The organism is Clostridium sp. AF12-41 (assembly GCF_003461685.1).
GTDB classification, from domain to species: domain Bacteria; phylum Bacillota; class Clostridia; order Lachnospirales; family Lachnospiraceae; genus Otoolea; species Otoolea fessa.
In genome coordinates, this window is record NZ_QTXO01000010.1 from 922 (window position 1) to 13990 (window position 13069).

At 51.9% G+C, this 13069-nt stretch carries 14 protein-coding genes and 2 tRNA genes; all 16 read left to right on the forward strand.

Going from position 1 to position 13069, the window contains the following annotated elements:
* Positions 1-58 precede the first annotated feature (58 nt).
* The 16 genes from DWV73_RS12355 (at position 59) to rlmH (ending at position 13056) form a co-directional block, all read left to right on the forward strand.
* Positions 59-131 (forward strand) — tRNA-Val (locus DWV73_RS12355).
* Between the two features lie 156 nt (positions 132-287).
* Positions 288-361 (forward strand) — tRNA-Arg (locus DWV73_RS12360).
* Positions 362-981: 620 nt separating this feature from the next.
* Entirely contained in the window at positions 982-1407 is a 426-nt protein-coding gene (locus DWV73_RS12365) for a hypothetical protein (RefSeq protein ID WP_022358685.1), read from the forward strand.
* 31 nt (positions 1408-1438) lie between these two features.
* Positions 1439-1948 (forward strand): M48 family metallopeptidase, encoded by a 510-nt coding sequence (locus DWV73_RS12370; protein WP_242995820.1) that lies wholly within the window; start codon positions 1439-1441, stop codon positions 1946-1948.
* A 203-nt stretch (positions 1949-2151) separates the two neighbouring features.
* On the forward strand, positions 2152-3864 hold the full coding sequence (gene recJ / locus DWV73_RS12380; protein ID WP_117796866.1) for a single-stranded-DNA-specific exonuclease RecJ: 1713 nt from the start codon (positions 2152-2154) through the stop codon (positions 3862-3864).
* Positions 3865-3869: 5 nt separating this feature from the next.
* Entirely contained in the window at positions 3870-4178 is a 309-nt protein-coding gene (locus tag DWV73_RS12385; RefSeq protein ID WP_107001309.1) for a hypothetical protein, read from the forward strand.
* A 34-nt stretch (positions 4179-4212) separates the two neighbouring features.
* Complete coding sequence (locus DWV73_RS12390; protein ID WP_117796867.1) at positions 4213-4959, forward strand: AzlC family ABC transporter permease; 747 nt, start codon at positions 4213-4215, stop codon at positions 4957-4959.
* A 41-nt stretch (positions 4960-5000) separates the two neighbouring features.
* Positions 5001-5333, forward strand: coding sequence for an AzlD domain-containing protein (locus tag DWV73_RS12395; RefSeq protein ID WP_117796890.1), 333 nt, complete (start codon positions 5001-5003; stop codon positions 5331-5333).
* A 72-nt stretch (positions 5334-5405) separates the two neighbouring features.
* Positions 5406-6260, forward strand: a complete 855-nt coding sequence (locus DWV73_RS12400) for a bifunctional 5,10-methylenetetrahydrofolate dehydrogenase/5,10-methenyltetrahydrofolate cyclohydrolase (RefSeq protein ID WP_117796868.1) — start codon at positions 5406-5408, stop codon at positions 6258-6260.
* Positions 6261-6414: 154 nt separating this feature from the next.
* Positions 6415-7188: an SIMPL domain-containing protein gene (locus tag DWV73_RS12405; RefSeq protein WP_242995821.1), complete on the forward strand. Its 774-nt coding sequence runs from the start codon at positions 6415-6417 to the stop codon at positions 7186-7188.
* A 182-nt stretch (positions 7189-7370) separates the two neighbouring features.
* A complete protein-coding gene (locus DWV73_RS12410; protein ID WP_117796869.1) occupies positions 7371-7802 on the forward strand; it encodes a DMT family transporter in 432 nt (143 codons plus the stop codon).
* Between the two features lie 85 nt (positions 7803-7887).
* Positions 7888-8667, forward strand: a complete 780-nt coding sequence (locus DWV73_RS12415) for a helix-hairpin-helix domain-containing protein (protein ID WP_117796870.1) — start codon at positions 7888-7890, stop codon at positions 8665-8667.
* A 31-nt stretch (positions 8668-8698) separates the two neighbouring features.
* Positions 8699-9400, forward strand: coding sequence for a response regulator transcription factor (locus DWV73_RS12420; protein WP_022359279.1), 702 nt, complete (start codon positions 8699-8701; stop codon positions 9398-9400).
* A 91-nt stretch (positions 9401-9491) separates the two neighbouring features.
* Positions 9492-11468 carry a DUF6320 domain-containing protein gene (locus DWV73_RS12425; RefSeq protein ID WP_242995822.1) on the forward strand — a complete coding sequence of 659 codons (1977 nt, stop codon included), beginning with the start codon at positions 9492-9494 and terminating at the stop codon, positions 11466-11468.
* 83 nt (positions 11469-11551) lie between these two features.
* Positions 11552-12580, forward strand: a complete 1029-nt coding sequence (locus DWV73_RS12430) for an alpha/beta hydrolase (RefSeq protein WP_107001314.1) — start codon at positions 11552-11554, stop codon at positions 12578-12580.
* A complete protein-coding gene (rlmH, locus tag DWV73_RS12435) occupies positions 12577-13056 on the forward strand; it encodes a 23S rRNA (pseudouridine(1915)-N(3))-methyltransferase RlmH (RefSeq protein WP_022359275.1) in 480 nt (159 codons plus the stop codon). Before DWV73_RS12430 ends, rlmH begins: the two co-directional genes overlap by 4 nt.
* Positions 13057-13069: the final 13 nt, after the last annotated feature.

A 13069-nucleotide genomic window follows, 5' to 3' on the forward strand; every position in this document is an offset into this window, starting at 1 on the left:
TGATACGACTGTTATAAATTGGTTCGCGTAAGCGGATTGAGGGACAGAGTATCGTAATGGGGTCTTAGCTCAGCTGGGAGAGCATCTGCCTTACAAGCAGAGGGTCACAGGTTCGAGCCCTGTAGGCCCCATTTCATTGTTGGAAAGTAAGAAGAATTTCTGGTTGTTATATCGATATAATTTGAAATGAATCAACAATAAAAGAAATTTAAAAAAATCTAAAAAACAGTTGACATTCTTCAGAATGAGTTGTATAATATGACTTGTTCGTTAAGAATAAAAAGTATGTGTGTGTAGCTCAGCTGGATAGAGCACTTGGCTACGGACCAAGGTGTCGGGAGTTCGAATCTTCTCACGCACGTCGATTTCTCTGGTTGTCAGAGAGCAAAAAGCATCCTTTTGAGGGTGCTTTTTTTGTATAATAGGAAATTCCAAGGAATTTCCTATTACACAAAAATGCACTAACGTGCCAATGATGTGCACTTGCGCGAAGATGCAGGTTGTCGCAAGCGACGCGCTCGGCGCGAGAATGTGTCAAGGCAGCAACTGTTCACAGGTAGGAATTTTCTGAACTGAAAATTCCGTACGATACAGTTCTGGCAGCAGATTTTGTCGATTTAGAATGTGCAGTATCGGCAAAATCCCGTTGATGGGCACACGTGTGCGAACCGTAACCCTGAGCACATTCTTTATTCCGTTTACGACAGCCCGGAATTGACTTTTTACCGCATGACCGATATAATAATAGGGCTGTCCCTATCAAGGCAGATAGCTTTGCGGTTTCTATGAAAGACCGCGTGGAGGAATTATGAAAACAGAATATCTGATAAAAATTGGTTCTGTCGCTAAATGGCTGGTGCCGTTTTTTGCAGCGGTGGCGCTGCTGAACGCGTAGGTTTTAAGTGGGCAGAATAAAATAGAAAGGCTGGGAAGAAGCTGGGAGATGCATCACGGATTCTGACACAGCGGAAAGGAGAAGAGATGCAGTTAGTTCAGTTAGATATGAAGCAGATATCGAGCGAGGCAGAGATTTACGACTGCCTGGTCGGTCAGATGAATTTTACCAATGCCGATGAAAAACCGGAATGGATGAATGTGATTGAGATGAACGAGCGGGATCCGTATGAGATGGATACAGAAGAACAGCCGGAGGATCCGGAGTTTAAGAAAATTCTGGAGACACCGGAGAAGACATTGGATGGTCTGGTACAGATGCTGGCTGCCCGCCTGGCAGATGATTACTGCCTGGAAGTAATCCGGGATGAAGCGGCGGATGATGAGAAGAAAGAACTGGAAAAACGTCTGGAACGCGCACTGGAAGATGCGGCGCGCACAATCGATGAAAGAGACGGGAAATTGTATGCAATACTTGAGGATACAAAACCCATGGCATTCTCCGTTATCTGATGAGCCGGAAGAAGGATTGATTCCATGTGAGGTGGTTCGGTCTTCCCGGAAGACGATCGCCATCCAGATCACGGCGGAAGGACGCCTGGTACTCCGGATTCCGAGGAGGGCTTCGGTGCAGGCTGCGATGCGGTTTGCCGAGGAGCACCGCGACTGGATAGAAGTCCATTATAAAGAAGCGGTGGAACGCCAGAGGAACCGGAAAACATATGGAGCGGAAGAAATCCGAAATTTCACAGAAAAGCTGCGCCCGGTGCTCATGCACCGGGTTGCTTTATATGCGGCGTGCATGGGCGTAACCTATGGAAAAATCACAATCCGGAACCAGAAAACGCGTTGGGGAAGCTGCAGCGCAGCTGGAAACCTAAATTTTAACTGGCGGCTGGCACTTTTGCCGGAGGATCTGATGAATTATGTGATTGTCCATGAGCTGGCACACCGGCTGGAAATGAACCATTCCGCGCGTTTCTGGACGCAGGTGGAGAATATACTGCCGGACTGGCGGGAACGGCGCAGGCGGCTTAGGGAGTATGTGATATAGAAAAGAAGCACAGACATAGATGTACTCTCGGAATTTTTCTGTGCTTGATTTTGTGAGATGATTTTTTGTCAGTTGTGCCCAAATTTCTGAGGCGTTGGCGTTGCGTCCGCCTCTGAAATTCGGGTGCGGCTGGCGGAAAATCAGCCACAAAAGCAAGTGCAAAAAAGACTCCGAGAGTACATCTAGATAATAGGAGGAACAAAATGGCAGAAGAAGTCTGGATGCTTCAGACCAAGAAAGCAGATTTTAAGCAGATCGGGGCGCGGTTTCGGATCGATCCGGTTACGGCGCGTATTATCCGGAATCGTGGGATCGAAGGAGAGGCGGCGATCGACCGCTATTTAAATGGCACGCTGGATGATCTGTATGATCCGATGCTGTTAAAAGATATGGAGCATGCCGTTTCCATCCTGTGCGAGGCTGTGGATACTGGAAAGAAGATACGGATCGTCGGTGATTATGATATTGACGGCGTCTGTTCGACGTACATATTATTGCAGGCATTTGAACGGCTGGGCAGTGATGTAGATTTTGAGATACCGGATCGCATCAAGGATGGCTACGGAATCAATGAATCGATCATCGAACAGGCGCACGCGGACGGCGTGGAGGTGATTCTGACTTGTGACAATGGTATTTCCGCGTTCCATCAGGTGGAGCTGGCGAAGAAATATGGCATGACGGTTGTCATCACGGATCATCATGAGGTGCCCTTAGATGGGGAAAAAGAGAAGATTCCACCGGCGGATGCGGTGATCGATCCGAAACAGGCAGACTGTCCGTACCCATTTCCGGAGATCTGCGGCGCAGTGGTGGCGTACAAGCTGGTGCAGGTTTTATATGCCCGCCGGGGCGTGCCGCAGATGGAATGGCTGGATTTGCTTGAATTTGCCGCGATTGCGACGGTCGGTGATGTGATGAAGCTGCAGGATGAGAACCGGATTCTGGTAAAATACGGTCTTAAAAAGATGGCGCAGACCAAAAATCTAGGGCTTCGCAGACTGGCGGAGAAAAATAATCTTGATCTGGGGGCGATCACAGCATACCATATCGGATTTGTCATTGGACCGTGCCTGAATGCGGGCGGACGATTAAAAACGGCAAAGGAAGCGCTGGCGCTTCTGCGGGCGCAGAGTGAGGAAGAGGCGGAACGCCTGGCAGAGGAACTTAAGGAATTAAATGATACCCGCAAGGATATGACCGAGCAGGGGACTGAGGCGGCGAAGCTGCAGGTAGAGAGCTGGTACCAGAAGGACAAGGTGCTGGTGGTCTTTCTGCCGGAATGCCATGAATCGCTGGCGGGCATTATTGCAGGGCGTCTGAGGGAATATTATCAGAAGCCGGCGATCGTGCTGACGCGCGGCGAGGAGGCGGTCAAAGGCTCGGGACGTTCCATTGATGAGTACCATATGTTTAAAAAGCTGACAGAGGTCAGCGATCTGCTGCTCAAATTTGGCGGGCATCCGCTGGCAGCCGGGCTTTCGCTGGAAGAGAAGAACATTGACGAGTTCCGGCGCAGACTGAATGAAAATGCGGGGCTGACGGAGGAAGATTTTAAAGCGAAAGTCTGGATCGATGTGCCGATGCCGGTGGGATATGTGACAGAACGGCTTGTGAGAGAGCTTTCCTGTCTCGAACCGTTTGGACAGGGTAACGAAAAACCGCTGTTTGCAGAGAAATCACTCCGCATCCGGGCAAGCCGCGTGCTGGGGCGCAACCGGAATGTCGTAAAAATGACGTTGGAAGAGACAGACGGACACGCGATCGAGGCGCTATATTTCGGTGACGGAACGGCGTTTGAGGAAGAGCGCGCCGGACGGCGAGAGATCGACGTCGTGTATTATCCGGACATCAATGAGTACAATGGAAGAAAAACGCTGCAGGCGGTGATCCGCCGTTATAAATTCCGGGGGTAAATGGCATGATAACGAGAAAAGATGTGATGCCGGTCAATTTCCTGAAAAAAGAAAAATTTACCGGAAGTGATACCGGGATGCGCTACCGGATGGAGATGACAAAGCGCGAAGTACCGAAAGAAGACGGCGCAGATGGCGAGACGGTCGAGGAGACAGTCCTGACCGTGACATCGTGGCCGGAACCATATGGATACGACGCAACGCCGGAAGAGGAGAAGACCCGCGAGGAATTTCCATTTTCGGAAGAAGGAATTGTGAGCGGGGTAGAGTGGCTGAACGGGCAGCATGCGCGGTATGTGAAGCCTGAAAAATAGACGGTTGCGTGAACAGAAAGAGTGAAAAAGTAGAATGAGTTGGAAAAAGACATTTTATGAGGGGCTAAAGAGCGGTATCCCCATTGGACTGGGGTATCTGCCGGTCTCCTTTACGTTTGGCTTCCTGGCGGTGTCGGGCGGTCTGCCGGTCTGGGTAGCAGTTTTTATATCGCTGACGAACTTAACGAGCGCCGGACAGTTCGCAGGGACAAACCTGATTCTGGCGGGGGCTGGGTACTTTGAGGTGGCATTGACGACGTTTGTCATCAACCTGCGCTATATGCTGATGTCACTGTCCCTGTCCCAGAAGCTCGATGAAAAGACGGGAACCGGGGCGCGCCTGGCATTGGCATTCGGCATCACGGATGAGACGTTTGTCGTCAGTTCCCTGCATCCGGGCATTTTGAAAGCGTCGTATATGCTGGGACTTATCACGATGCCGATTCTGGGGTGGAATCTTGGAACCTGGCTGGGAGGCGCGATCTCGGCGGTTCTGCCGCAGGCGCTGCAGAATGCGATGGGAATTGCCCTGTACGCGATGTTTATTGCACTGATTCTGCCGGCGGCACGCAAATCGCGGTCGGTGTGCTGCGTCATCATTCTGGCAGTTGTGATGGTGTGCATTTTAAAATATGTTCCGGTTTTTGCCGGTATTTCCTCCGGTTTCCGGGTGATTCTGGTTACGATCGCGGCATCGGCGTTCGGTGCATGGAAATTCCCGCATGATCCGGACGGTAAAGAAGCCGGTCAGGACGAGAGTCAGAAAGAGGGGGCAGAATGATGAATACAGCAGAGGCAGCAGGAGCAGCCGGAACACTCGATATGAAATACGTGCTGACCTGTGTCCTTTTGATGGCACTGGTTACATATATTCCACGTGTTCTTCCGGTTACGATTTTCCGGAAACAGATCCGTTCGAAGTTTATCCGATCTTTCTTAGATTATACGCCGTATGCAGTGCTGGGAGCACTGACATTTCCGGATGTATTTACCTCCACAGGACATCTCTATTCGGCGGTCGGAGGAACGATCGTAGCGGTGATTTTGGGATATAAGGGAAAGAGCCTGGTGGTAGTGGCGATCGCGGCGATTGTGACGGTTTACCTGCTTGAGATGGCAGGCGGAGCCGGTCTTTTGGCGTCGCTTTCATTTTAAGAAAAATTTAAAATGAATATGCGCGAAAGCGCGGGAAATTCATCATAAATAAAAACGAAAGGTGCAGACAAGATGATTACAATGAAGGGAGCCGCTGTTTCGGCAAAGCTGAAAGAGCAGGTGGAAAAAGGGCTGGAAACCCTGACATGGGTGCCGAAACTGACGATTATCCGGGTGGGCGAGAATCCGGATGATATTTCCTATGAGAAAGGCGCGACGAAGAAGCTGACATCGTTCGGGCTTGAGGTGGAATCGAAGGTATTTCCGGGAGATATCTCGGACGAGGCATTTAAGAGGGAGTTTGCGGCGATCAATGCGGATGCGTCGGTGGACGGTATTTTAATGCTGCGCCCGCTTCCAAAACAGATCAACGAGCAGGATATTGAAAAAATGATCGATCCGGCGAAGGATCTGGACGGTATTTCCCCAGTTAATATCGCAAAGGTGTTCAGCGGCGATACGAGCGGTTTTGCGCCGTGTACGGCAGAGGCAGTGGTATGCATGCTGAAAATGAACGATATCGCGCTTTCTGGCAAACGGGTGGCAGTCGTAGGAAGAAGCATGGTTGTGGGACGCCCGCTTTCGATGCTGCTTCTGCATGAAAATGCGACCGTGACCATCTGCCACTCGAGAACCGCCAACCTGCCGGAGGTATGCCGGGAGGCGGATATTCTGACTGCCTGCGTGGGAAAAGCAGCGATGATTAACCACACTTATGTAAAAAAGGATGCGGTTGTCATTGATGTTGGGATCAATGTAGATGAAAATGGAAAACTCTGCGGCGATGTGGATTTTGCCGATCTGGAAGGAACTGCTTCGGCGGCAACCCCGGTTCCGGGCGGTGTCGGCGGCGTGACGACGGCGGTTCTGGCACAGCATCTGGTGCGCGCAGCACGGATGAAACAGGAAAAAAATAGTAATAAATAAGCGAAAGAAAGTTAAGAGAAAAGCAATACATTTCCTCTCGTTTTCAGGTATAACTATAGTAAGAATGACAGTGTACCAGCAGTTGTTCCGGAAGGTCCGAACTCATTGTGGGGTGGAACTCACGGATGAAACAGAAAAACGGGAGGAATTTTTTATGAGAAAAATGGGGATGATGCGAAACAGGATGGCATTTCTGCTGGCAGCAGGCACGATGACAATGACGTCGGCGGCAGGTCTGGCAGGTTGTACGTCCGCACCGGCATCGGTAACGGTGCAGTCGGCGGAAAATACGGGGATCACGGTGACGAGCCAGGAGAAAATCAAGGCGGAGCCGGATATTGCGGAAATTACCTACAGTGTCTATTCACAGGCGGCGGATGCGAGCACCTGCCAGTCGGAGAATCAGACGGATTTGGATGCGGTTCTGGCGCTTTTGAAGGAAAAGGGAATTGCAGATACCTCGGTGCAGACGAGCGGTCTGGGGCTGAATCCGATCTATGACTGGGACAACGGCAAGAAGATCACTGGTTATGAGATGACGACGGAGGTGGTTGTATCGGATGTTGCGATTGAGGATGCAGGGGCGATCATCAGCGATTCGGTCAATGCGGGTATCAATTCGATCGATTCGGTCCAGTACCAGTGCAGCAATTTTGATGAGATTTATCAGGAAGCGCTCAAAAAAGCCATTGAGTCGGCGCGCGTGAAAGCCGAAGCGATGGCGGAGGCAGGCGGCTGCAAGCTGGGAACGATGACGAATGTGCAGGAGTACAGCAGCGGGCAGCAGGCGCGTTATTATGACACTTCTTACAGCAGCGGCATGGCGATGAAGGAAATGGCGATGGAAGATGCGGGGGCAGGCAGAAACCTGATGCCGGGGCAGGTGGATGTTGAGGCAGAGGTGTCGGCTACGTTTTCCATTCAATAGGGATCAGCTGCATGAAAGGTTGTCTGGTTTCGGAGGAAAAATCGGATTTTAAACAGGAAAAGGGAATAAACACAAATTGTATAAACCTTCGCATATCTGGGATACTAACAGTGTGAAATGAATGGTCGGAAACGGCTGCTGTTTCATGAGAATGTAGAACAGAATGCGGAGGTTTATTTTTTATGTGGGGAATGATAACCGCGCTGGTTTCCGGCGCACTCATGAGTATACAGGGCGTGTTTAATTCTGCCGTGATGAAGCAGACCAGCATGTGGGTATCGGCTGGCTGGGTGCAGATAAGTGCGTTTGTGGTTTGCCTGCTGATGTGGTTTTTTACGGGGCGCGGCGCGGTATCGGAGCTTTGGCAGATCGAACCGCGGTATATGCTGACCGGCGGCGTGATCGGGGCATTTATCACGTACACGGTCATCAAGAGCTTTGACGCGCTGGGACCGGCAAAATCAGCGCTTCTGATCGTCGTGGCGCAGATCCTGGTGGCGTACCTGATTGAGGTGTTTGGCTGGTTCGGTGTGGAGAAAGCGGGATTTGAGTGGCGCAAGGCGATCGGGGCGGCGGTTGCGATTGCGGGGATTGTGATTTTCAGATGGGAATAAAAATTTTCTGCTTGTGTTTAAAGGGGGTTTTGGTTAGAATAGAATTACGGACAAAACGCGCCTCGGAAAAAGAGGGGTGCAGAAGATGAAACAGACAAATCAAACAGTAAATCGGAAACGATGGATGCGAACAGGGGCAGTCGGCGTGGTATTTTTGGCGGCTGTTTTGTGTTTTGGTGTGCAGAGCCGGCGAGAGAAGCGGACGGTGGTGCTGGAGACGCAGAACAGTTTTTCAAAAGAAGTGGATGATTCGCAGGAAAGCTCCGAACGTCCAGCAAAACGGTCAAACGGTGGGGCAGTGGATGGGGATAATGAAGCAGCAGAGAACGCTGCGCCTGAGGAGCAATCAAAAGAAAATCCCCAAACGCCGGAACCGAGAATCCTATATATCCACGTCTGCGGCGAGGTAGCCGCACCGGGCGTCTATGAGCTTCCGGCGGGCAGCCGTATGTATGAGGCGGTTGAAAAGGCGGGCGGGATGACGTCGGAGGCGGCGCAGGAATCTGTAAATCTGGCGCAGGCGATCGAGGATGGACAGCAGCTTCGGATTCCGAGCCGGGAAGAGATTCGGAAATATCAGGAAACAGGGAAGGATGTCTCCGGGCTTCTGGGAGCCGGAGGCGCTGCTGGGAATGGCAGCGAGTCAGCTTCGCAGAAATCTGGAAGCAGTGCAGCATTGATTAATTTAAACACAGCTTCCAAAGAAGAGTTGATGACTTTAAACGGTATCGGCGCGGCGCGGGCGGAAGCGATTCTTTCTTACCGGGAGCAGAGGGGCGGTTTCCGGACGATTGAGGATATTATGAAGGTGCCTGGCATCAAGAACGCGGCATTTCAGAAGATAAAAGATAAGATTACAGTATAGAGAGATAGAAGCATAGTGGTTGAGGTGGAGAATGGCGAAGGTATTAGTGGTAGATGATGAAAAATTAATAGTAAAAGGAATCCGTTTCAGTCTGGAACAGGATGGATTTGAAGTTGCCTGCGCCTATGACGGGGAGGAAGCGCTTCAGATGGCGAAGGAGACGGAGTATGATATGGTTCTTCTGGACGTGATGCTGCCGAAGCTGAACGGATTTGAAGTCTGCCAGGCAATCCGGGAGTTCTCCGAGATGCCGATCATTATGCTGACCGCAAAAGGCGACGATATGGATAAGATTCTGGGGCTGGAATACGGCGCCGATGATTATATCACGAAGCCATTTAACATTTTGGAAGTAAAGGCGCGCATCAAGGCGATCCTGCGCCGCAATTCCAAGAAATCGAGACAGGAGCCGCAGCAGACAAAGAAAGTCATCGAGGCGGGCGATCTGACGCTGGATTCGGACAGCCGCCGGGTCTTTATCGCTTCCCGCGAGATCAATCTGACCGCGAAGGAATTTGACCTTCTGGAGCTCCTGGTGTGCAATCCGGGCAAGGTTTACAGCCGCGAGGAGCTGCTGCGCTTTGTCTGGGGCAACCGGGCGGCGGCGGGCGGCGATGTCCGCACCGTAGACGTTCATGTGCGGCGGCTGCGCGAGAAGATCGAGCCGAGTCCGAGTGATCCGAAATATGTACATACGAAATGGGGCGTGGGGTACTACTTCCGGATTCGGTAATGTAGAAAAGAACTCAGAAGAGGATGAAAGGGGCGCTGCAGGGGAGTGTGTATCCCGGCAGCAGCTCTTTTTCTTTAGGTGACAAAGGCAGATGGGGCAGAGAATGAACGAGGAAAACCAAGAACAGGATCAGAAGAATGAAATTGCAGGGAAGCAGGAAGAGCCGGGACAGATAGTTTCAGAAAAAGTGGAGAAGAAACGAGAGAAGAAACCAAAGAAAAAGCGTCTTCGCATCCAGGGCGCCGCGTGGAGGCGGCTGGATAACACGGCGAAGCTCTTTGCGGCGGTGTCGGGCGAGGATTTAAGCAGTGTATTCCGGATTTCGGCGGTTCTGAAAGAAAAAGTAGATCCGGAGCTTTTGCAAAGGGCGCTTGTGCGGACACTTCCGGAGTTTGAAAATTTCCGGGTGAAGCTGCGGAAGGGATTTTTCTGGTATTATTTTGAGACGAACAACCGGAATCCGGGCGTGGAAGAAGAACAGAGTGCACCGTGCCGTTTCATTGATCCGCACCGGGGGGCGCGGTTCCCATTCCGTGTGAGCTACTATGGATGCAGGATCAATTTTGAAGTGTTTCACGGGCTGACGGACGGACTGGGGGCGCTGCGGTTTGCTTCACGGCTTACAGAACATTATCTGGAACTGGTGAAAAAATTGCCGGTTATGGTGCAGGAGCGGGAGTTTTCGCCGCTCCGGGAGGACGATTATCTGCGACATTACCGGAAACTGCCGCATCGGCATTATAACAGCAGACCGGCGATTGCGATTCAGGGGGAATTTCTCCCATTTGATCAGATGGCAGTGCTGCAGGGGACGATTGAGGTGTCGGCACTGAAGACGGAATGCAGGAAGGTGGGGGTCAGCATCACCAAATATCTGGCGGCGGTGCTTCTCTGGGCGATCATCCAGACGGAGACGGATGGGAAAACGCTGAAACGTCCGGTGGCGCTCAATCTTCCGGTGAACCTACGGAGTTTTTTTGAGTCGGAGACGCTGGCAAACTTCTTTGCTGTCGTGAATATTTCGTGGGCGGCGGGAAAGGCGCCGGAGGCATTGGAAGAAGTGATTGCGTCTGTGAGCCGCCAGATGGATGAGCAGATCGTGAAGGAGCGGCTGGAGGAGACGATCTCCTACAATGTGTCGAATGAGAAAAAATGGTATGTGCGGGCGATCCCGCTATTTGTCAAACATCTGGCGATGCAGTTGATTTTTCTGCACACCAGCCGCGCCCACACGATGACATTTTCCAACATCGGACCGGCGCAGGTTCGGGAGGAATTGAAAGATTCGATCGAGGGCTTTCAGCTTCTTGTCGGCGCATCGCCGAAGCAGCGGATGAAATGCGGGGCGGTGGCGTATGACGGGAAATTATGCCTGTCGTTTACGAGCGCGATGGCAGAGAACCGGCTTCCGGAGTTTTTCTTTCACTTTTTGGAGGAAAAGGGCATCCGGGTAGAGCGAGAGAGCAATGGAATCACGGATACGAAGCATGATAAAGGACGTTATCCAGTGATTGCCCAGGATCGAGAGCGCGTGCGCCGTGCGGTGCGGGGATTTTATGTGTCATTGGTGCTCGTATCGCTTCTGGCGGGGCTTACGAATCTGGCGACTTATCATCGGATTCCGTTTAAATGGTCGCTTCTGACGGCGGGCGCGGCGGCATATGTGGCGATGACGCTGCGGTTTTCGGTCATGCGGCATGCGAGCCTGGCAGGAACGCTGGTGCGGCAGTCCCTGGGAATTCAGGCAATTTTGCTTCTGATTGACGCGCTTACAGGGCTTCGGGGGTGGTCGGTGGACTACGCGATCCCATGCGTCGCACTGTTTGAGGTGGCGGCGGTTCTTCTGATGATGTTAGTCAACCGGATGAACTGGCAGAGCTATTTTATGTATCAGATCACAATTACATTTCTGAGCTTTGTGCCGTTGATTTTCTGGAAAATCGGGTGGACGCATCATCCGCGTCTGACGGTGCTGGCAGCAGGTGTGTCGGTGGCAGCGCTGGCGGCGACGGTGATTCTGGGCGACCGGAGTGTGAAGCGGGAATTGAAGAGGCGGTTTCATGTGTAAATGGCAGGAAAATCGGTCACAGTAAAGGAACGATCTATAAAAATACGAAGATTGAAAATTTGGATGAAAGAAAGGGAAGAAGCATGAGTCGGAAAACAGTCAGCATGATAGGCAATCTGACGCGTGATATGATGAGTGACGTGATGGAGACATCGTTAAAGAAGCCGATCCAGACCGGCGAATTCCGGAAAAATCCGGTCGAACCGGCGTGGAGATGTCCGGCGGAATATATTTATGAGCTGGTAAAAACAGAACAGTTTGTGATGGAATATTTGAAGCCGAAGCAGGCGGTGACGGGGCGCGTCATTTTGCAGCTGCACGGCGGCGGGTATATCGGTCCGATGAAAAATATTTACCGGCGGTTTGCGGTTAAGTATTCACAGATCAGCTTCGGCGCGGATGTTCTGACGCCGGACTACCGGGTGGCGCCGGAGCATCCGTATCCGGCGGCGCTGGAGGATGCGGTGTACGCGTACCGATGGCTTCTGGAAGAGAAGAAATACCAGCCGTCCCAGATCGTGGTAGCCGGGGATTCGGCGGGCGGCGGCCTGGCGCTGGCGCTCTGTCTGTATGCGAAAGATCACGGGCTGCCGCTTCCTGCGGGCATTATCACGATGTCGCCGTGGACGGATGTAAGTCTGAGCGGGGCATCGTATGAGGAAAATTATACGATCGATCCACTGTTTGGTAATTCGAAGGAAAATATGTTGTACCAGTGCAGCTACATCGGGAATGCCAATCCGAAAAATCCGTATCTGTCGCCGCTGTTTGGAGATTTTGAAGGATTTCCGCCGATGCTGATGCAGGTGGGCGCGTATGAGGTGCTTTTAGATGATACGAGGGCGGCAGCGAAAAAGGCGCGCGCCGAGGGCGTCAAGGTGCGCTGCTCGGTCTATGACGGGATGTTCCATGTATTTCAGATGGGACTCGACCTGATTCCGGAGAGCCGCGAGGCATGGGAAGAGGTCGCGGAATATCTACGGATCATCTACCGGATTCATCGGGAGCCGGAGGGAACGGTCGTGAAAAAGGTAAAAACGAGACGCAAAGAGACGGAAGACCGGGCGCGGCTGAATCTGTTGGCATTTTTAAAACGGGAGCTTAAAAAGTGAAGATTACGTTAGTGACAGTAGGAAAAATTAAGGAAAAATATCTGGAGGCGGCGATCGCGGAGTACAGCAAGCGGCTGGGGCGTTACTGCCGTCTGGAGATCGTGCAGGTGGCGGATGAAAAAACGCCGGATAAGGCGAGTGAGCTGCAGGAAGCGCAGATCCGCGACAAGGAAGGCGAGCGGATTCTGGCGCATATCAAGGAGGACGCGTATGTGATTGCACTTGCGATCGATGGAAAGCAGCGTTCCTCGGAGGAGATGGCGGCATGGATGGAAGACCTGGGCGTGCGAGGTGAGAGCCATCTGCAGTTTATCATCGGAGGTTCGCTGGGGTTGTCGCAGGCGGTGTTAAACCGTGCGGACACGAAGATCAGCTTTTCGCGCCTGACCTTTCCACACCAGCTGATGCGCGTGATTTTGCTGGAACAGATTTACCGGAGTTTCCGGATTATAAAAGGAGAACCGTATCATAAGTAGACATAATGCATGA

What these genes read in the sequence shown, in the direction of transcription:
- DWV73_RS12365 (WP_022358685.1), top strand. Translation starts at nt 982, where the DNA reads ATGCAGTTAGTTCAGTTAGATATGAAGCAGATATCGAGCGAGGCAGAG.
- recJ (WP_117796866.1), top strand. Translation starts at nt 2,152, where the DNA reads ATGGCAGAAGAAGTCTGGATGCTTCAGACCAAGAAAGCAGATTTTAAG.
- DWV73_RS12385 (WP_107001309.1), top strand. Translation starts at nt 3,870, where the DNA reads ATGATAACGAGAAAAGATGTGATGCCGGTCAATTTCCTGAAAAAAGAA.
- DWV73_RS12390 (WP_117796867.1), top strand. Translation starts at nt 4,213, where the DNA reads ATGAGTTGGAAAAAGACATTTTATGAGGGGCTAAAGAGCGGTATCCCC.
- DWV73_RS12395 (WP_117796890.1), top strand. Translation starts at nt 5,001, where the DNA reads ATGAAATACGTGCTGACCTGTGTCCTTTTGATGGCACTGGTTACATAT.
- DWV73_RS12400 (WP_117796868.1), top strand. Translation starts at nt 5,406, where the DNA reads ATGATTACAATGAAGGGAGCCGCTGTTTCGGCAAAGCTGAAAGAGCAG.
- DWV73_RS12405 (WP_242995821.1), top strand. Translation starts at nt 6,415, where the DNA reads ATGAGAAAAATGGGGATGATGCGAAACAGGATGGCATTTCTGCTGGCA.
- DWV73_RS12410 (WP_117796869.1), top strand. Translation starts at nt 7,371, where the DNA reads ATGTGGGGAATGATAACCGCGCTGGTTTCCGGCGCACTCATGAGTATA.
- DWV73_RS12415 (WP_117796870.1), top strand. Translation starts at nt 7,888, where the DNA reads ATGAAACAGACAAATCAAACAGTAAATCGGAAACGATGGATGCGAACA.
- DWV73_RS12420 (WP_022359279.1), top strand. Translation starts at nt 8,699, where the DNA reads ATGGCGAAGGTATTAGTGGTAGATGATGAAAAATTAATAGTAAAAGGA.
- DWV73_RS12425 (WP_242995822.1), top strand. Translation starts at nt 9,492, where the DNA reads ATGGGGCAGAGAATGAACGAGGAAAACCAAGAACAGGATCAGAAGAAT.
- DWV73_RS12430 (WP_107001314.1), top strand. Translation starts at nt 11,552, where the DNA reads ATGAGTCGGAAAACAGTCAGCATGATAGGCAATCTGACGCGTGATATG.